The sequence below is a fragment of the Clostridium punense genome (assembly GCF_017874425.1).
Taxonomy (GTDB): domain Bacteria; phylum Bacillota; class Clostridia; order Clostridiales; family Clostridiaceae; genus Clostridium_J; species Clostridium_J punense.
This window is the reverse complement of the sequence record NZ_JAGGLL010000012.1, coordinates 19,717-38,402: the sequence shown is the minus strand read 5'-3', so window position 1 is coordinate 38,402 and position 18,686 is coordinate 19,717. Positions and strand designations below refer to the sequence as shown.

Sequence of the window (18,686 nt, the reverse complement as noted above, 5' to 3'; positions counted from 1 at the left end):
TAGACTAGCCTATTTTTATTTTGAAATAAATTCCTCCCAAAAATCTTAAGTTTCATTTTGAATTTTCATTAATTTTAAAAGGTATTTACTAAAGAATGTAGAATAATTAATCAAAGAAATAAATAGAGTGAAACTAAATTAGGAGTTGAATTTCTATGTGTAATGAAGAGAAATTACAGACTTCGCTTTATAATAATATAAAATCCTATGTGGATGCCACGGAGCTTTTAGAGAATTTAGTTGAAATATTTGAGGGCTACTTTGGCAGAGAAGAAAGTGAAGGAGATATTTTAACAGAAATACAACATATAGTAGAGCATAAAACCTATGATTTTTATAATTTTAAATATAATATTCTTCAGTTATTTCATTCCTTTTTGATAATAAATAAAGAGAAAAGCGATTATAGCATTAGATTGGATAAAGAAGATTTATTTGCTATAGGGAGTGAAATTAAGAGGGTTCTTGAAGATAATTTATTCCTATATCAACATGAGTTCATACTTGAACTAACTACTTTTGTTAAAAAGGATGATGTTTCTCAACAGATTAAAGAGGACTTAAAAGTATTAACTAAGGAATGTTTTAGTGATAAGCTTCAAGAATTATATAAGGGAATTGACCTAGCAGAGGAAAAGGTTAGGCTGTTAGTTGAAGATAGGGTTCAAGATTATGAAGTATTCTTATGGACAGTTAAAAAATTTCTTAAGGACATGGAAAAGGAAAGAGACTCACTAGAAGAAAAAATTTATGTGGATAAGATATTAGAAATGAGAGAAACTTTTATTTCTACAACAGAGAGTTTTAAGGAAGAGCTAAAAAATGATATAACTTTTATTGTAGTAGCTTATTTTGTAGAAAAAATTAGACAGAACCTACTAATAGGAATGAAAGACAGGCTTCAAAATTATAGAAATATAATAAAAAATTACTTAAGCTTTAAAGTTGATCAAGAGGACAGCAAGAAAAACCAGGTTTTATATGGTGAGAACCTTAGTCCGCAAGAGGTAGAGTTTGAGATTTATAATATTTGTAGAGAGCTTTTCATTTGTCAATATACCTATCTTTCAAAGATTTTTGGACTTTGTAAAACTAAGTTTGATACTCTAACTTCTGAAGTAAAATACAATCTAGACTTAATATTTAATGTAGAGTTTGAGGAACCTATTTACTTTATTAATTCTATAGAAGACTTTGAAAATATTTGTGATCTATTTAGTGAAAAACTTCATTTCATATTGTACACTTTTGTAGTCAGCACTTTTAATGACTTTAAAAAGAACTACTATGATTATATTATGAAAAAACTTTCAACCAAGAAGGAGACTCTTGAGAAAATGTACTGTCATAAAGTAATTATAGATGGGATTAACTACGTTAATTGCTTTAGTGAAGACAGAAAGATTAAATTATGCTGTAGATTAGAAGATTTGTACAAGTTTTATGACAGTGAAGAAATTTTAAAAGATCAATCTTTAAATTTACTTATTAACTTTTATGATGTTACAGATGATATACAAAAAAATTTCTTTAAAGAATATATTTATAATGATGATGAATTTCAGACTTTGTTTGAAAAAGAGAATTTTAAGGATTGCAATACTATAGAAGATAAAAAGCAGCTTCTTTATAGCAAGGTAGTAACTTTTAAAAATAAACTATGGGATACTCTATATAATGAGCTTATTAACTATTTTGATCACATATTGCCTAATATTGGTAGAAACATGGACCAAGTAAAGAAACAAGCTGATTATTACAAAGTTAAAGCGGAAGATAATGCTTTTTAAGAAATTACTCTAGATTAGTTAAATAATAGTTTATGTACTTAAGCAACATAAAGAGCTTAAAGGAGTAGAATCTTGTAAATAAACAATTCTTCACAGAAGTATGATTATAGAATTTAAATAAACAGTTTATAAGCTATTGAAAGCACTTAGTAAGTTTAATTACCAAGTGCTTTGATTTTAAGTATTTATATAGGCTTCTTTAGTCAAAGTCTAATTTATTCATGATTAACTTTATTTATCTTTAAAGAGATTTAAGGTAAGTAAGGTAAGTTCAGTTTATAAGTTAAAGTGTTTTGATTCATTATAATAAAAAATTCTAAGTTTTTTAAAACCAGTATTACATAGAATGGATTTTTTCTAAGATCTATCAAAAAATTAATCGTGATACTTACTTCAGTTGCATTATATTAAGGAAGTTATATTATTATCTAAAAACAATTGAAGAAATGAATTTAGTATTTCTCTTTTAATATTATTTTTTTCTATAATAACGTATGCATTTGCATTACATTGTGGCGCATCTTTAACTGAAACTTCCTTTAAGTAGCCTTCTTTAATAGCATTATTAACTAGTGATTTTGGAACAAAGGCGTATCCAAAGCCTTCTTCTAAGTATTCTACAATTTCAGATATTTGATCTATGCTAAATTTAAATTCAAGTTTGCATTGAAGGTAATTTTCAATATGTTCAATGAAATTATCTCCTGAATCAGCATAAAGAAGAGGAATGTTTTTTACATCGCTCATAGATATAGAGCTAAAATAATTTTCATGATTTTTAGTAGTAAGTATAATTTCATCTTTTAACATATGTGAACAAGTGAATTTATTTGATTTTGGTAAATTAGAAACAAGGCCAATATCAATAAGACCATCAGAAAGCATTTCTAACAAGTTTGGGGTATGACTTATTTTAACTTCAAGAGATGTGTCTGGACTGAGTTTCATAAACTTTTTTACCATCTTTTTAAGATAGCTTGAGTATAAGGAGTGAACCGTTCCTATTCTGACAGTATTCTTATATTTTAGGCTAGTTAGCATCCTTATACTCTCGTCCTCCATTGCAACTATTCTTTTTGCATAAGGTAGGAACCATAAACCTGACTGTGTTAGTAACACAGATTTATTAGTTCTATAACATAAATCAATTCCAAGATACTTTTCTAATTCTTGTACTCTATTAGAAACAGTTGATTGTACGATGTTTAGTTTTTCAGCGGTCTTAGAAAAATTTTTAGTTTCAGCTAATACTACAAAAGTTTTATAAAAATCGTAATTCATATATATTTCTCCTACTATCGATACAATAGATTAATATAAGCAATAATATTCGTTATACAAATTATATACTATTTCTTATAATAAAAATATAAAGCATTTTATGTAGATTAGAATTTAGTTATATTAAGCTACATAAAAAGATTAAAATTATTTTATATAATTAGGGTAATGTAATTTACTATAGGTTAGTAAATTATTTATCCTTTAATGAAAGGAAGAAATAAATGAGCAATGTTGTTTTAATGATAGTAGATGTTCAAAATTCACTTGTTAAGGCTCAGCCTTATAATAAGGAAACTGTAATTGAAAATATTAAGAAACTTATTTCCAGTGCAAGGACTAGTAATAAGGAAGTTATATATGTACGCCACGATGACGGAAAAGGCAGTGAGCTTGAACCAGGAACAGAGGGGTGGCAAGTTTATGAGGATATAGCTCCTACTGGTAGCGAAGCAATCTTCGAAAAGCAGTATAACAGTGCCTTTTTTAAAACTAGCCTAAGGGAATATTTAGTAAGCAAGGGTATAGACACAATTATATTAGTAGGACTTCAAACAGAATATTGTATTGATGCTACTTGTAAAAGTGCCTTTGATTACGGATATAAAATTATAATGCCAGAAGAGACAAATACGACTTTTGATAATGAGTTTTTACCAGCAAATAAACTTTATGAATTCTATAACTATAAAATTTGGGATAAGCGCTTTGCTGAGGTTATATCTTTAAAAGATACAATAAAACTTTATTTAGAAGGTTAATGAAGTTGCAATAAATAGTATATACTATCTTAAGAAAGCCAGTTGTTTGTACTATAAAAATCATTATGATATAAATTAGCGTAATTTAATACTAAATGTTAAATCAGAAGAGCACTATTGTAAATAGTGCTTTTATCTTTACCTTGAAGAAAATATTATTATATCCAATTAAATATTAGTAGTTACAGCAAAATATGCGCACTTGGTTTCATAATATTTAATTTTATAAAGACCTTTGATTTTTAACTGGAAAAATCTTATAATAAAAGTATAGTTATTTGAAATTTCCAACAAATATAATATTTACTTTAATCTAGCTGCCAATAGGGTGGTTTTTGCCTAGGTTGTTATTACGTTATGTTTAAGGCTAGAGTTAACAGTTACATTATGTAGTAGTATTAGGTTTTGCAAAATAAACTTTTATAAGGAATGAGGATTTAATATAAAAAATAATAATTAAGTATGAATTACGATACTTAAACATTAAGGAGGAGTCACAATGGAGGAAAAGGAATTACTGAAAACACTTTGTGAGGGCCATGGTCCTAGTGGAAGGGAGCATTGGTTACATCATGAGATTCATAAAGCTTTTTCAGAATTTGGACATGTTTCTGTAGATAACTTAAATAACATCATTATCCATAAAAAAGGAAAGGGCAAAGGGAAAATAATGCTTATGGCTCACTTAGATGAAATATTTATGTCTGTGACAGCCATAAAGGAGAATGGTTTTTTGGAGTTTAGAGTTAGTGGAATAGATGTTAAAACTCTAGTTTCTCAGGAAGTAGTTGTTCATGGCGAAAAAGATATACTAGGAATTATAGGAATTAAACCGCCGCACTTAATGAAGGACGAAGAAAGAAATAAGGCAATAACTTTAGAATCATTGCTTATTGATACAGGTTATTCCAAGGAAACTCTAGAGAAAATAGTAAAGGTTGGAGATTATGTAACTGTAAAAAGAGGTTTTAGAGAATTGCTAAATGATAATGTAACTTGTAAAGCTCTTGATGATAGAGCAGGAGTAGTTTCTCTTTATACCTGTGCAAAAGAACTCAAAAACGTAAATCATGATTTAGATGTATACTTTGTATGCTCCGCGCAAGAAGAGGTAGGACATAGAGGTGCAAAAACAGCAAGCAATAGCATCAATCCAGATATAGGTATTGCAGTGGATGTTACCTTTGATAGTGGTAAGATGGGAGCTCAGGAAAGAGAAAATAATTTAGGAGGAGGACCAGTAATTTGTATTGGACCAAATATTCATCCTAAGGTTAGAGAAAAACTTACGGAAGTTGCTGAAGAATATAATATACCTTATCAAGTTGAAGTAGAACCAGGAAATACAGGAACAGATGCTTGGGACATTCAAATAGCAGGAGAGGGAATACCAACCCTATTAATTTCTATACCACTTAAATACATGCACACCTCTGTAGAAGTTGTTAATATGAAGGATGTTAAAAATACAGGCCGTATTATGGCTAAACTTATAGAAAAACTTAATGGTGAAGAATTGGAGGGATTACTATGCTATTAGACAACCTATTAGAAAAGGGTGAGCTATTAGATAAACTTTGTTCTCTTCCAGGTCCTTCAGGCTTTGAAGGTGATGTAAGAGAATTAATTAAAAGTGAAGTTGCCCCTTATGTAGATGAAATGAAAGTTGATAGACTAGGAAATATTATTGTTCATAAAAAGGGTAAGGGAAAAAAAGTATTAATAGATGCTCATATGGATGAGGTAGGATTCATTGTTACTGGCTTTAATGAGGATGGAACTTTACAATTTAGAGCTCTTGGGGGAATAAATGAAAAAATTATTCCATCAAAGGTAGTCTTAATTGGGAAAGATAAAATACCAGGAGTAATAGGCGGAAAGCCTATTCATCTTCAAGGTAAGGATGAAAGGGAAAAGGGTTTATCCTATAGAGATTGTTGTATTGATATTGGTGCAAATTCTAAAGCAGAAGCTAAGAAGCTTATAAAAATGGGAGACTATGTAGTTTTTGATATGGAGTATGATAGTTTTGGTGAAGGATTAATTAAAGGGAAAGCTTTTGATGATAGAATTGGTTGCCTAATCCTTATAGAAATCCTAAAGGAAAACTATAATGTTGATTTATACGGTACCTTTAATATACAAGAAGAAGTTGGAGAAAGAGGAACTTTTATTTCTGCTTTGAATGTTAAAGCTGACTTAGGTATTGCTCTTGAAGGCACTATATGTGCAGATATGCCAACAGTTCCAAAGCACTTAAGTGCCACTGAAATAGGTAAAGGACCAGCTATATCTATCATGGATTTAACAAGTATTTTTGATCAAGATATTGCAAGAGACATTATGGCTATAGGAGATGAAAAAAATATACCATATCAAAGAAGAAAGGCCATAGCAGGAGGAAATGATGCTGGAGCAATTCATACTGTGGGAGAAGGAGCTAAAATTGCTACAATATCTGTGCCTTGCAGATATATTCACTCCTCAGTATCAGTAGCCTCAAAAGAAGATTTTAAAAATACTGTGCTTCTTTTAAAGGAATACTTAAAAAGTCTTTAAGGATAGAACATTATCAGTAAATCAATGGCTTAGAACTTATTAAAAGATAAATAATAGGAATATAAAGATAAATTTCTATAGCTTATAAAGATATAGAGAAAATAATAAAAGAAGTTATAAATATATAAATATAACTATAAAACAAGATAAGAATATAAGAAGATATAGTGTTTATGCGGATTCTAGAGTTTTATATTGTAATGGATAATAGGAGGGAACTAAAATGGATAGATTATTAGAAGCGTTACTAAGTGCCTTTGGTGTTAGTGGGCATGAAGAGGAAATACGTGGAGTTATTATAGAAGAACTTAACAGACTTGAACTGTGTCATGAAGTAGATATGATGGGCAATGTAATTGTAAAAATGGGTAAGAGAAGTGAAAAGGAAGAAGAAAGACTTATGATTACAGCTCATATGGATACTATGGGAGTAATTGTAACTTATATTGATGATAAGGGTTTTGCAAGAGTAGGCAAAATTGGTGATTTTAAAGAACCATCAATGATAAATACTATTGTGGAATTTGAAAATGGTAACAGTGGAAGAATATGTGCAACAAAGGATAATCCAAAAATTGAGGATTTATATATAGATTTAGGAGTATCTTCAAGAGAAGAGGCTCTTGAACTTATAGAAGAAGGGGATGTGGCTGTATTTAGCTCAAATATTATTGAAGAAAGAAATAATATTATAGCTCCTTTCTTAGACAACAGAGTTGGATGCTATATGGTGTTAAAGGTTATGGAAAACCTAGCCCAAAATAGAGAAGTATTAAGTGGGTTAGATAAGGAATTATTCTTTGTGTTCTCTACGCAAAATAAAGTAGGAGCAAGAGGGGTCAGAGCTGCGGCTTACAGCATAAATCCAATGTTTTCTATTGTTATAGATGGAGAAGAAGCAACAGATAACTTAGGTGGAAAAGGAAACTTTAAGCTTGGGAATGGTGTTGGAATTAAGTTTATGGACAGAACCTTAATAATGCATCATGAAATAAAAGAAATCCTTGAAGAAGCTTTCGCTAGCTTAGGGAAAAATCCTCACTATATTTTTAGTGAACAAGGTGGAGATGGAGCAAGAATTCATAAAGAAGGTAACGGAGTAAAAACAGGAACCTTAGTATATCCTGTAAGATATAAGGATACAAATTTAGAAATGGTAAATGTTAAAGATATAGAAGAAGGAATTGAAATTTTAAGTAAAGTAATTTTATAATTTATTAAGTAGGAATTTAGGTGAGTGTTTTATTTTAGGAAACCAAAGTTAAGACTCAATTCACACAGTGAAGCTACTTTCTTGAATCACTTTAGATTTTTAAAGATGAATAAAATTCATAAAGAATAGAATAATTTTCACTCAGGAAGCCTATATAATTACCAAAAATTTTAAGAAGGTTAAGGACTGCTCATAAAAATATTTTATGATGCAGCCCTTTTATAAGTTTAAAGATAAAGGAGGCACTATGGGTAGGATACAGAGAAGAAGAGCAAAAAGGAAAAAACTAATATATAGATAAGGGAGCAGATTTTATTACTTCGCAACATCCGCATGTTATTCAAGGATTAGAAAGTTACAAGGGAAAATAATAACATATAGTCTAGGGAACTTTGCCTATGGAGGTCATAGCAACCCTGCAGATAAGGATAAATACATACTTCAAGTTAAAGCGAATTTTATAAATAAAAAATTAGAGAATTATGCTGTAAGAGTAATTCCAGCTAGCATTTCCTCTAAGGAAAATGTTAATGACTATAGACCTACTCCTTTAACAGGAGTAAAAAAAGAAGAACTATTAGCTAAAATAAATAAACTTTCTATTAACTTAGGTTTTAAGATTACTGAGGAGTTTACCAATATAACAAAGAAAGAGGATAGTAAATAAAAATATAATTACATATTGATTTCAACGAAAATTTATAGTTTAAATTAATAAATATGAAAACATAAGTTTATAAATAATAAAAGTACATATAAAAGCTTTAAGGATAGATTGAATTGTTAAAGTAGGTAATGATTAAGGGAAACCATGTAAAAAAATGCAATATAGTGTCTAACAGATATTATAGACTAGAAATATAAATACGAATATAATTGCAATATAACAGTAAATTTTTATTTTCAGTTTCAAATTATTATTGCAGGTATAATATAATCTTTTTTTATAAATTTAATTTAATATATTAACAATAAAGTTTATTTAGAAACTGATTATATTAATGGTTTAGAGTCATTATTGTTTGACAGTGTTGACACAATTAGGAGGGAATCTAACAGTATAAAGTAGAAAGGAGGAATCAAATTTATGGATATAGGCAGATTAATAATATTAATTAGTTTTGCAATATATTATGTTTTTGCATATAAGAAAGATAAGAAGGGCATAAATATATTTATGATATTTGTACTGATATATGGAATAATATATAGAATGCCATATTCTTTATATAGCATGTCAAATACATTATTTCAAAGCATTTTAGATATAACTTTCCTAATTCTATGTTTAATGATTGCTTTAATTTTTGCAAAAGATAAGTTGGCTAAAAAGACAAGTGAAAGTTAGAATTAGATTATTGAGCACTATATAAATTACAATCTGAGGATATGGATCTATACACAAGTTAATTTCTTTTGAGAAGGTACGTAATACTTAATTTTAAAAGAGTTTATCTTTAGGTATTATTGCATGCCACAGATCATTAGGTGACTATAATAAATCAATATATTATAAGCTATACCCCAATCATTTGGTTTTACTATTTGATTGGGGGATCCTTTTTGTGTATAAAAATAAATTATTTACAAGAATGCTTTGAATACATTTCTATATTTCAATTAACAATAGTGGTATAATTTGTATCATATAGAGCGAGGTGAGAATATGAGTATTACTAAACTAAAAGAAATCATAGATAAATCTAATAATATTGTTTTTTTCGGTGGAGCGGGAGTATCTACTGAAAGTAATATTCCTGATTTTAGGAGTGCTAATGGGCTTTATAGCGAGAAAACTAACAATTACTTACCACCAGAAGATATCCTGTCCCATAGATTTTTTATGAAACATACTAAGGAGTTTTATGAATTTTATAAAGAGAAAATGATTTACAATGATGCTAAGCCTAATGTTGCGCATTTAGCCCTAGCAGACCTTGAAAGAGCGGGGAAAGTAAAGGCAGTAATTACTCAAAATATTGATGGACTTCATCAAAAAGCTGGTAGTAATAATGTATTAGAACTTCATGGCTCAATTCACAGAAATTATTGTACTAATTGCAGTAAGTTTTTTCCTTTAGAATTTGTTATTAATTCTATTGATATACCTAAATGTGATGCTTGTGGTCATATTGTAAAGCCAGATGTAGTATTATATGAAGAAAGCTTAGATTTAGAGGTGCTCAATAAATCCATCTCATTTATTGAGAATGCAGAGGTGTTAATTGTGGGCGGAACTTCACTTACTGTTTACCCATCAGCAGGGCTTATTAGATACTATAGGGGAGATAAATTAGTTTTAATTAATAAATCCGTAACTCAATATGATAATAGAGCAGATTTAGTTATATATGACAAAATTGGAGAGACACTAAAGAGAGTGTTATAATCAAAGTATATTTTTGAAGTTTTAATTTCTTTAAAACCATAAATTAAATTGTATTATTAATGTTTATAAAATAATAATAATTAGGGGATTAGTTATGAAAAATTATAGAATAGCCATAGCTATAGCAAATATTCCAATTTTTATCGTAGTTGCTTTATATATTATAAGTAGTGATTTTAGAGATGTAGTAAATCACGGGGTAAATCAGAAAAGTAAAAGATATGTAAATCTTAATAAGACTTCCACAGAGGGGATTCAAACGGGGATTAATGTAAATGGAGTAGGATATACCATAGGGAAGTAAATAAGCTTATAGATTTGTTAGAAAAAAAGACCACTGGCAAAAGATATGTCAGTGGTCCTTTAATTTTCGTTAATTATAGTGTTGTAGTAGTTATAATTTTATAATTAGGTATTGGATTTATTAGTTAGATTAATGAATACTTTCTATAATTTCTCCAGCAAGTTCCCTATATAAAGATTCCCTTCTATCTTTTTTTAGTGGAAAGTCTTTTCTTAGGTTATGAACCAAATCCACATCTAATTCTGCAATAATCAAGCCTTCTACACCTTCTAAACAGTTACCAATAACATTTCCAAGAGGATCAATTATTAAAGAATTTCCATTATACTCTATACCATACCCATGTCCTACTCTATTAACTCCAGCTATATAACATTGATTTTCAATGGCCCTTGCCTTAAGAAGATCAACCCAATGGTTAATTCTAGCTTTAGGCCAATTGGCAGCTACTGTTATAAGTTCAGCTTCCCTTGAGGCTATTTGAAAAATTTCGGGAAATCTTAGGTCGTAGCAAATAAAAGTGGATAGTTTAAAGTCATCTATGTTAAAGTAAGATATTTTATCTCCTCCACAGTAATATTTGCTTTCTGTTCCAAAAGTAAAGGGATGAATTTTAGTATAATTGCTAATAACTTCTCCTAACGCTGAAATCACAGCATATTTATTCTTTCCTTTAGATTCTTCTAACTCTTTTTCAATATAACCAATACCAATATTTATTGAATACTTAATTGAAAGCTGCTTTATAGCGTCTAAAGTACGATTAAAATTCCAGTGACTTTTATCATTATTCATATTTTTACTAGAAGTCTCATAATATTCTCCGTGGACTTCAACATTCATTGTAAATCCTGTTAAAGACATTTCTGGAAAAAGAATTAACTTTACTTTCTCCTCAGCTGCTCTTTTAATAAAGGTTTCAGCTATATCTAAATTAGCCTTTTTATCTTCCCACATTATATCAGTTTGAGCAAGTGCAATTTTCATAGAACTACCTCCAAATAAACTAAACTTTTTAACATATAGTAATAATTACCCAATTTCGGTTATAATTATATTGGTTATAGGATTTAATATTATTATAGGCTTTCTTGATTAAAATTTATTACTTATCTTCAAAAAGCCTTATGTGAACCAAGGTAGAATAGCTTATAAGTTAAGGATTAACTTATAATATGAAATAAATCAATATGGAAACTATAGTGAAAAGATTTGATGATAAATTGATTTTCACTTTTAATTAAAGATTCTTAATAGCAACAAAAAGTATCTCTATAAAATACTGAAAAAACTTAATCTGTATTAATTATACTATATTATCAAATTTTATTAGTATTTCTTTAATGGAATAAATTTGTTTTAAATAAATACAATATATTATAATGCAAAAAATATCACATTATAATCATAACTATTCTATTTTGACGGGAGAAAGAAAAAATGAGATTAACTCAATATATAATTAAAATGATATTAAGGTATAAGCATCATAATGTATCCGCCTTAGCTTCTCAAATGGCCTTTGATATGATGTTTGCTTTTTTTCCTTTTTTAATATTCTTACTTACTATGGTGGGTTTTACTAAGGTAAATCCCAATGAAGTTTTAGGTACTTTAGCAAGTTTAATGCCATCAGAATTATATGTTTCAGTCTCCACCTTAACCTTGCAACTGCTGCAAACCAGAAATACTAACTTATTATCTATTTCCTTAATATTTTCATTATACACTGCTTCTAGAGGGTTTAGAGCAATAATGTATGGATTAAATGAAGCCTATGAAGAAAAGGAAACTAGAAGCTTTATAAAGGTAATTTTTATTTCTGTAGTTTTCATGATAGGAGTTTCCTTAGTAATAATCTTCCTTCTTTTATTTTTAGTATTCGGAGAAATGATAGGAAATTATTTAATTGGATGGATGGGATTAGATGGTAACATCATTAGGTATGTTCAACTAATTCGATATCCTATAGGTTTTTTAGGTATGATAGTTGTCTTTACAGCTTTATACTACTATATACCTTGTAAAAGATTGAGATGGTTAGAGGTAATGCCAGGAGCTATTTTTACTAGTTTTCTTTGGATTGTACTATCCATGTTATTTGCTTATTATGTAAATAACTATGGAAATTATTCAGCAATTTATGGAAGTATAGGAGCAATAATAATCTTGATGTTATGGCTTCAAATTACATCTACTACAATTTTGTTAGGAGGAGAGTTAAATGCTCTTTTGGCTCATGATAAAGAATTAAGGTATAGATTAAGTGAAAATAAGAGATAGAATAGACAAACATACTGGCTTATTTATTTTTTGAGAATGCCTAAAAATTAAAAGAACATAAAGTAACAGAAAGCAAACCTTATCAATATTATATAGTAAGTGGCTAAATAAACTATGAAGAACCTCTTCATAGTTTTTCCTTTAAATTAAATACTTATGTCCTATTATTTAGTTTAAAGCTTTAGCATAGCAATTTAAATAGGTGATAAGGTGTATCCATTAAAATTTAGACCCATATATTTTGAGAAAATTTGGGGAGGTAGAGGATTAGAAGCTATAAAGGATAACTTACCACAGGGAGATATCGGAGAGAGCTGGGAAATTAGTTGTCATGGGAATGGGGCCAGCATAATTTCAAATGGTAAATATGAAGGAGTTGCCTTAAAACATTTAATTGCCTTAGAAAAGAATAAAATTTTAGGTGAAGGTTTTATAGAGGAAGAGTTTCCCTTGTTATTAAAATTTATTAGTGCTAGTGATAATTTATCAGTTCAAGTTCATCCAAATGATTATTTTGCAAAAGAGCTAGAAAATGATAGGGGTAAAACAGAAGCTTGGTATGTATTGGAAGCTGAGGAAGGTGCCAATCTAATAATAGGAACAAAAGGATGCAGTAAGGATGAATTTATGAAGGGCATAGAAACTGGAGCCTTAGAGAAATGCTTGAATATTGTTCCAGTGAAAAGGGGTGATGCATTTTATATAGAGAGTGGACTAATTCATGCCATTGGTAAAGGAGTTGTGCTCCTTGAAATTCAGCAAAGTAGCGACATTACTTATAGAGTATATGACTATAACAGAGGACGAGAACTTCATGTGGATAAGGCTATGAAAGTAATAGATTTTAGTTTAAGTAGTAATAAGATTCAAGGACAGGTATTCACTACTAGTGAATATGAAGTAAGGAAGTATATATACTGTAAGTATTTTGCACTTGAAGAGTATATTATTAAAGAAAAATTTCAGGATAATACAAAAAATCAAAAATTCTTTTTATATAGTTGTATAGAAGGTGAGGGTAAAATTGTATATTCTCATGGAGAAGAGTCAATAATTAAAGGTGAAAGTATATTAATACCATGCTCCCTTGGAAAAGTAGAAGTTCTGGGACAGCTTAAACTAATTAAAGTTTATGTGCCATAACTCATAATCCTAACTATCCTCCTAAAGATAGCGAAGTTTTCGCTATCTTTTACTTTCCCTACAGTTTTATGGTAAAATAGTTCTATTAGTATAAATGGATGTAAATTAATTCAGTTTTTCTTGTCGGCACAAGCTTGCTTGTGAACGCAAGCTTGATTGAGAACTAAAAATATCTTTCATATCTTTGAAGTATTATTTATTTTCAGATGTTTAAGATAAATGATAAAAATAATATAAGTTTCTTATATATTTTACATAGTATATTATGAGGTGATGTAAATGAAAGTAAAAAAAGCCATAATACCTGCAGCAGGATTAGGTACTAGATTTTTACCTGCTACAAAAGCAATGCCTAAGGAAATGCTTCCAATAGTAGATAAACCAACAATTCAATACATAATTGAAGAAGCCGTAGCAGCAGGAATAGAGGAAATTCTTATTATAACTGGAAGAAATAAAAAACCTATAGAAGATCATTTTGATAAGGCCATAGAATTAGAGTTAAACCTTGAAAAGGGCGGAAAACAAGATTTGTTAGATATAGTAAATGAAAGTACAAATATGGCAAATATCCATTACATAAGACAAAAGGAGCCAAAGGGGCTTGGTCATGCTGTTAGCTGTGCTAAAGCTTTTGTAGGCAATGAACCTTTTGCAGTTATGTTAGGTGATGATATAGTTGATAGTGAAGTACCATGTTTAAAGCAATTAATTGAAGCCTATGAAGAAAAAAATGCTACTATTCTAGGAGTTCAAGAGGTTAATAGAGAAAATGTTAATAAGTATGGAATAGTTAAGGGATTAAAGGTTTCAGATAGAACTTATAAGGTTGAAGACTTGGTGGAAAAACCTAAGGTGGAAGAAGCTCCATCTAATGTAGCTATTTTAGGAAGATATATAATAACACCAGAGATATTTAACATATTAGAGAACACTAAGCCTGGAAAAGGTGGAGAAATTCAACTTACAGATGCGCTTAAAACTTTAATTTCTAAAGAAGAAATGTATGCTTATGTTTTTGAAGGTAGAAGACATGATGTTGGGGATAAGCTAGGTTTCTTACAAGCAACAGTTGAATATGCATTAAAGAGAGAAGATCTAAAAGAAGAGTTTAAAAACTACCTAAAAGATCTAGTAAAATAGTCATAAAAATCCTTCACTGATAATAATATTTAAGGAAACGACAGTGAAAGAAAGTTATAAGATGCACATTGAAGCATAGTAGTTTTCTTTTATGGGTTTCGAGTTGGGAGCTTAAATAAACTTATAAAGACATGGTGAGTTTAAGCTTTATACTAATTAAATGTAAAGTGGGGGATTTTTTATGTCAAAACAAAACAGAGGTAAAGCATTATGGAACTTACAATCAAGAGGAAGAGGGACTTGTCCAGTGTGTAAAACTGAAAGAATTAAGGTTTTGTATGATAAAACTTTAGGAGATGGGACTAAATTAAAAGTATGTAAAAGATGCAGAAATAAGAAAATTCAATGCGTAGAAAAGTAATATAAATTAGTCAATTATAAAAGGTTATTTATAATTGTGTAGTAAATTTAATTATCTATAAAATAGGACAAAGATGGGTATTAAACCAATATTCATTTTTGTTCTATTTTATTATATAAGAAATTGAAGGTTTTTCACTGAAAATAGTATCAGTGAATTATAATTAGAAGGGTTCAAATTATAGATAAAAATATGTAGTCACTACTTTTTAAATAGGGCCTAGTTCATACTCGGGGATAATCTTTAGTTAAACTTATAAGAGCTATAACTAATAATAGGATAACTGTAATGTGAAAAATTCTATAGTACATATGAATAGGACACGAGAAAACTAGGAATTAATGTAGGATAAATAATTAGCATTGCAAGTTTTTTACGACAAATGGAATAGCTACTTCGACATATGACCTCTTTATTAATTAAGGGTATTGAAGGATTGAATAACATTACAAAAATGGCATTATAAGGATGTGATATATTAATACAACGCCCTACTAAAATAATAATGTAGTTTAAAAGAAAGAGAATAAAAGTAATACTGTGGTAATTATAATTTTAAAACTATAATTAAATTTAAAAAAATACAGATAATCGACATAGTATGTAGAATTTAAAAGAAATTTAACGGAAAAAATGTGTGAAAGACCCTTATATTTTAGTGTAAAATATAAACTGCATGATTTATTCGTGATAAATAAAGTAGTTTCTATTATATAGGAGGATATCTATGATTTCAATTACTAATGTAGATGTTGAATTTTATGATATTCTTTCAGACCCTGTAATAATTATTGGTGAAAATAATAAGATTTTATACTCCAATGAAAGAGCTATAAGATTTTTAAGACTCTCTACTTTAATGGAGATAAAGGATTTACCACTAGATAACTTTGTACAGTTTATGGGTGATGAAGAAATAAAATTTGATTATGAGTTTTTAAACCAAAGAAAAATATTAAATAGAATAAAAACCAAGATAAGTACATCTTTTCAAGAAAATATAAAAGTAGAAATAGTAGGAAAAGGCGTAGTTTTTGATGGTGTTGAAGCTATGCTTCTTTTGCTTAAATTAGATGACTTATTACATGAAGAGCAAAAGCTTGTTAATGATTACTTTGCTGATATAACAAGTAGTGGATACAAGGGCTTAGAAACAGCAGAAGACAATGTTCATGTAAAAGGATTAAATGAGCTTGGTGAAGGTACATTAAAAACTATAATTACTCATACACCTAATTCTGTAGTTTTAGTAAAAAAGGGAATAATCCTATTTGCAAATAAGGCTGGAATTGAACTTCTTGGGAAAACTAATGAAGAAGATGTAGTTGGTCAAGAGTTTGTTGATTTAGTAAAGTTTGACTTAGATGCAAAGGAAAATGTTATATGTGATGCTAAAAAGTTAATGGTAAGTGATACTATGCTTCCTGTTGTAGAGAGAAAGCTTACGAGAAAAGATGGATCACAAATATATGTAGAGCTCACAGCTATGTGTTTTAAAGAGGGGGATGAAATATACACCGTCTTTATTGGTAAAAATATTACTAAGAAAGTAGTGGTAGAGCAAAGTCTTCAAAGGAGCCAAGCTAGCTACTCAAAAATACTTCAATTCATGCCTTTTGGAGTAGGTATTTACAATGAAGATAAGGTTACATTTGCTAATGATGCATTGTTTAAAATATTAGGAATTCAATCTTTAAATGAATTTAACAAAAAGAAAATAATGGAGTTTGTACATAAAGATAGCTTAAAAGATGCTTATGAAATGTATAATACAGTATATCAAAATATTCAGCAATCAGAATTCAAGGAAGTAATTTTGAAGAGAAAAAATGGAACAAAGATTCAAGTGGAGATGGGAGCCGTTCCAATATTCTTTGACAACAAGATGTCAATTATTTTTGTAATTCATGATATAACTGAAAGAAAAAAAGCGGAAAAGGATAAATTCAAACTAGATCAAGCTTTAAAATATGATAAATTAAAAACTGAATTTATTTCCAATGTATCTCATGAACTTAAAACTCCGTTAAATATAATTTTAAGCATTGTTCAGGTATTAGAATTTAATGAAGGAAAAGAAGCAGAGCATATAGATAAAAAGAAATATGTTAAAATAATGAAGCAAAATTGCTATAGATTGCTGAGACTTATAAATAATTTAATAGATATAACTCGCATCGATGTTGGATATCAAAAAATGGATTTTGGGAATTATGACATAGTAAAGGTAATAGAAGATATTACTCTATCTACTGTAGAATATATTGAAAACAAGGGCATGTCTATTGTATTTGACACAGACATAGAGGAAAAAATAATTGGCATTGATAGAGAAAATATGGAGAGAGTGATGCTAAATCTTCTTTCTAATGCAGTAAAGTTTTCAAAAGAAAATGGGAAAATCTATGTTAAACTATCAGACCTAGGGGATAAGGTGAAAATATCTGTTAAGGATAACGGCATAGGTATTCCTAAAAAAATGCATAAGAAGATATTTGAGAGGTTTGTTCAAAATGAGTCACTATTTACTAGGTCCCATGAAGGTAGTGGAATAGGATTATCTTTAGTTAAATCTATTGTACAAGCTCATGGAGGGGAAGTGTATGTTAGAAGCAAGGAGAATAGAGGGAGTGAATTTATTGTAGAACTTCCTAATGTATTATCAAAGAAGGAAAGTATTGCTGAGAAAAGAAAAACTGGTAATGCAGGAAACGTTCAAAGAATTGAACTGGAGTTTTCGGACATTTACAATTAACTAAGTTGTATATAGTAGACAAAAATAGTTTTGACCTTATATAATTTAACATGTTTAAGTTAACCAATAGAACCTAAGAAAATAAGCATTTACAAAGTGTTAACACTTATTTATATTAAATTTTTTCCTAGAATGATTATAAATTTCTATCATGGATAAAATCTTTAAAAGAAGAATATATATCTTGGAGGTAAACCATGAATAGAATTGTTTTAGTTGGAAGATTGACTAAAGACCCAGAAATGAAAGTTCTGGAGGATAATAACAAGGTATTAACTAGAATTATGTTAGCTGTAGATAGACCTTATAAAACTCCAGCAGGTGAAAAGCAAGTAGATTTTATACCCGTAGTGCTTTGGGGCAAGAAAGCAGAAATTGTTAGTGAATACTTAGTTAAAGGAAGTATAATTAGCGTTACTGGAAGGTTACAAACTAAGGTTTATGAAAATGCAGAGGGACAAAAGAAATTTATTTCTGAAGTGATTGCAGATGAGTTTCAATTTATGAGCAGCAAAAGGGTTAACGAAAAGATAGTATAAGTAAAATAAGCAATAAATTTTTATTTGATAGTTCCTAAACTTTTACATACATAATTAGACTTGAAAATTATTTTAGGAGTATGGATTTGAAGATGATACCTTATTTTATTCATATTTCAAAATCCTTGGGTAAATCAAGGGAGGATGAATTGTAATTAGAGTTCT

The 18,686-nt window shown here is 28.9% G+C and carries 16 protein-coding genes; 14 read left to right on the top strand and 2 right to left on the bottom strand.

What is annotated here, in order from left to right; genetic code table 11:
* Nucleotides 1-155: 155 nt before the first annotated feature.
* Nucleotides 156-1,790, top strand: a complete 1,635-nt coding sequence (locus tag J2Z44_RS08935; protein WP_209649505.1) for a hypothetical protein — start codon at nucleotides 156-158, stop codon at nucleotides 1,788-1,790.
* A 402-nt stretch (nucleotides 1,791-2,192) separates the two neighbouring features.
* Here J2Z44_RS08935 and J2Z44_RS08930 read toward each other — a convergent pair whose 3' ends face one another.
* Entirely contained in the window at nucleotides 2,193-3,071 is an 879-nt protein-coding gene (locus tag J2Z44_RS08930) for a LysR family transcriptional regulator (protein WP_021281617.1), read from the bottom strand.
* A gap of 224 nt (nucleotides 3,072-3,295) precedes the next feature.
* Between J2Z44_RS08930 and J2Z44_RS08925 the strand changes: the two genes are divergently transcribed.
* The 7 genes from J2Z44_RS08925 to J2Z44_RS08890 all read left to right on the top strand — a co-directional run bounded on the left by J2Z44_RS08925 (nucleotide 3,296) and on the right by J2Z44_RS08890 (nucleotide 10,297).
* Nucleotides 3,296-3,832: a cysteine hydrolase family protein gene (locus J2Z44_RS08925; protein ID WP_021281616.1), complete on the top strand. Its 537-nt coding sequence runs from the start codon at nucleotides 3,296-3,298 to the stop codon at nucleotides 3,830-3,832.
* Between the two features lie 499 nt (nucleotides 3,833-4,331).
* Nucleotides 4,332-5,372 carry a M42 family metallopeptidase gene (locus J2Z44_RS08920; RefSeq protein ID WP_021282152.1) on the top strand — a complete coding sequence of 347 codons (1,041 nt, stop codon included), beginning with the start codon at nucleotides 4,332-4,334 and terminating at the stop codon, nucleotides 5,370-5,372.
* Nucleotides 5,363-6,391: a M42 family metallopeptidase gene (locus tag J2Z44_RS08915; protein ID WP_021282153.1), complete on the top strand. Its 1,029-nt coding sequence runs from the start codon at nucleotides 5,363-5,365 to the stop codon at nucleotides 6,389-6,391. The genes J2Z44_RS08920 and J2Z44_RS08915 overlap by 10 nt, the downstream gene beginning before the upstream one ends.
* Nucleotides 6,392-6,614: 223 nt before the next feature.
* Nucleotides 6,615-7,604, top strand: coding sequence for a M42 family metallopeptidase (locus J2Z44_RS08910; RefSeq protein WP_021282154.1), 990 nt, complete (start codon nucleotides 6,615-6,617; stop codon nucleotides 7,602-7,604).
* 1,087 nt (nucleotides 7,605-8,691) lie between these two features.
* Entirely contained in the window at nucleotides 8,692-8,952 is a 261-nt protein-coding gene (locus tag J2Z44_RS08900) for a hypothetical protein (protein ID WP_021282155.1), read from the top strand.
* Nucleotides 8,953-9,270: 318 nt separating this feature from the next.
* On the top strand, nucleotides 9,271-9,993 hold the full coding sequence (locus tag J2Z44_RS08895) for an NAD-dependent protein deacylase (RefSeq protein WP_209649504.1): 723 nt from the start codon (nucleotides 9,271-9,273) through the stop codon (nucleotides 9,991-9,993).
* Nucleotides 9,994-10,087: 94 nt separating this feature from the next.
* Nucleotides 10,088-10,297 carry a hypothetical protein gene (locus J2Z44_RS08890; RefSeq protein ID WP_021282158.1) on the top strand — a complete coding sequence of 70 codons (210 nt, stop codon included), beginning with the start codon at nucleotides 10,088-10,090 and terminating at the stop codon, nucleotides 10,295-10,297.
* Nucleotides 10,298-10,426: 129 nt separating this feature from the next.
* On the opposite strand, the gene J2Z44_RS08885 is transcribed toward J2Z44_RS08890, so the two are convergent.
* On the bottom strand, nucleotides 10,427-11,284 hold the full coding sequence (locus J2Z44_RS08885) for a nitrilase-related carbon-nitrogen hydrolase (protein ID WP_021282159.1): 858 nt from the start codon (nucleotides 11,282-11,284) through the stop codon (nucleotides 10,427-10,429).
* A gap of 453 nt (nucleotides 11,285-11,737) precedes the next feature.
* Here J2Z44_RS08885 and J2Z44_RS08880 point away from each other — a divergent pair, with 453 nt between their 5' ends.
* The 6 genes from J2Z44_RS08880 to J2Z44_RS08855 all read left to right on the top strand — a co-directional run bounded on the left by J2Z44_RS08880 (nucleotide 11,738) and on the right by J2Z44_RS08855 (nucleotide 18,521).
* Nucleotides 11,738-12,580, top strand: coding sequence for a YihY/virulence factor BrkB family protein (locus tag J2Z44_RS08880; protein ID WP_209649503.1), 843 nt, complete (start codon nucleotides 11,738-11,740; stop codon nucleotides 12,578-12,580).
* A gap of 210 nt (nucleotides 12,581-12,790) precedes the next feature.
* Nucleotides 12,791-13,723, top strand: a complete 933-nt coding sequence (locus J2Z44_RS08875) for a type I phosphomannose isomerase catalytic subunit (RefSeq protein WP_021282162.1) — start codon at nucleotides 12,791-12,793, stop codon at nucleotides 13,721-13,723.
* Nucleotides 13,724-14,002: 279 nt separating this feature from the next.
* Entirely contained in the window at nucleotides 14,003-14,866 is an 864-nt protein-coding gene (gene galU / locus J2Z44_RS08870) for a UTP--glucose-1-phosphate uridylyltransferase GalU (protein WP_021282163.1), read from the top strand.
* Between the two features lie 181 nt (nucleotides 14,867-15,047).
* Complete coding sequence (locus J2Z44_RS08865; RefSeq protein WP_021282164.1) at nucleotides 15,048-15,227, top strand: hypothetical protein; 180 nt, start codon at nucleotides 15,048-15,050, stop codon at nucleotides 15,225-15,227.
* A gap of 727 nt (nucleotides 15,228-15,954) precedes the next feature.
* Nucleotides 15,955-17,982, top strand: coding sequence for a sensor histidine kinase (locus tag J2Z44_RS08860; protein WP_021282165.1), 2,028 nt, complete (start codon nucleotides 15,955-15,957; stop codon nucleotides 17,980-17,982).
* A 197-nt stretch (nucleotides 17,983-18,179) separates the two neighbouring features.
* Entirely contained in the window at nucleotides 18,180-18,521 is a 342-nt protein-coding gene (locus J2Z44_RS08855; RefSeq protein WP_021282166.1) for a single-stranded DNA-binding protein, read from the top strand.
* The last annotated feature ends 165 nt before the right edge of the window (nucleotides 18,522-18,686 follow it).

What these genes read in the sequence shown, in the direction of transcription:
- J2Z44_RS08860 (WP_021282165.1), top strand. Translation starts at nt 15,955, where the DNA reads ATGATTTCAATTACTAATGTAGATGTTGAATTTTATGATATTCTTTCA.
- J2Z44_RS08865 (WP_021282164.1), top strand. Translation starts at nt 15,048, where the DNA reads ATGTCAAAACAAAACAGAGGTAAAGCATTATGGAACTTACAATCAAGA.
- J2Z44_RS08915 (WP_021282153.1), top strand. Translation starts at nt 5,363, where the DNA reads ATGCTATTAGACAACCTATTAGAAAAGGGTGAGCTATTAGATAAACTT.
- J2Z44_RS08895 (WP_209649504.1), top strand. Translation starts at nt 9,271, where the DNA reads ATGAGTATTACTAAACTAAAAGAAATCATAGATAAATCTAATAATATT.
- galU (WP_021282163.1), top strand. Translation starts at nt 14,003, where the DNA reads ATGAAAGTAAAAAAAGCCATAATACCTGCAGCAGGATTAGGTACTAGA.
- J2Z44_RS08880 (WP_209649503.1), top strand. Translation starts at nt 11,738, where the DNA reads ATGAGATTAACTCAATATATAATTAAAATGATATTAAGGTATAAGCAT.
- J2Z44_RS08920 (WP_021282152.1), top strand. Translation starts at nt 4,332, where the DNA reads ATGGAGGAAAAGGAATTACTGAAAACACTTTGTGAGGGCCATGGTCCT.
- J2Z44_RS08855 (WP_021282166.1), top strand. Translation starts at nt 18,180, where the DNA reads ATGAATAGAATTGTTTTAGTTGGAAGATTGACTAAAGACCCAGAAATG.
- J2Z44_RS08885 (WP_021282159.1), bottom strand. Translation starts at nt 11,284, where the DNA reads ATGAAAATTGCACTTGCTCAAACTGATATAATGTGGGAAGATAAAAAG.
- J2Z44_RS08930 (WP_021281617.1), bottom strand. Translation starts at nt 3,071, where the DNA reads ATGAATTACGATTTTTATAAAACTTTTGTAGTATTAGCTGAAACTAAA.
- J2Z44_RS08900 (WP_021282155.1), top strand. Translation starts at nt 8,692, where the DNA reads ATGGATATAGGCAGATTAATAATATTAATTAGTTTTGCAATATATTAT.
- J2Z44_RS08935 (WP_209649505.1), top strand. Translation starts at nt 156, where the DNA reads ATGTGTAATGAAGAGAAATTACAGACTTCGCTTTATAATAATATAAAA.
- J2Z44_RS08910 (WP_021282154.1), top strand. Translation starts at nt 6,615, where the DNA reads ATGGATAGATTATTAGAAGCGTTACTAAGTGCCTTTGGTGTTAGTGGG.
- J2Z44_RS08925 (WP_021281616.1), top strand. Translation starts at nt 3,296, where the DNA reads ATGAGCAATGTTGTTTTAATGATAGTAGATGTTCAAAATTCACTTGTT.
- J2Z44_RS08890 (WP_021282158.1), top strand. Translation starts at nt 10,088, where the DNA reads ATGAAAAATTATAGAATAGCCATAGCTATAGCAAATATTCCAATTTTT.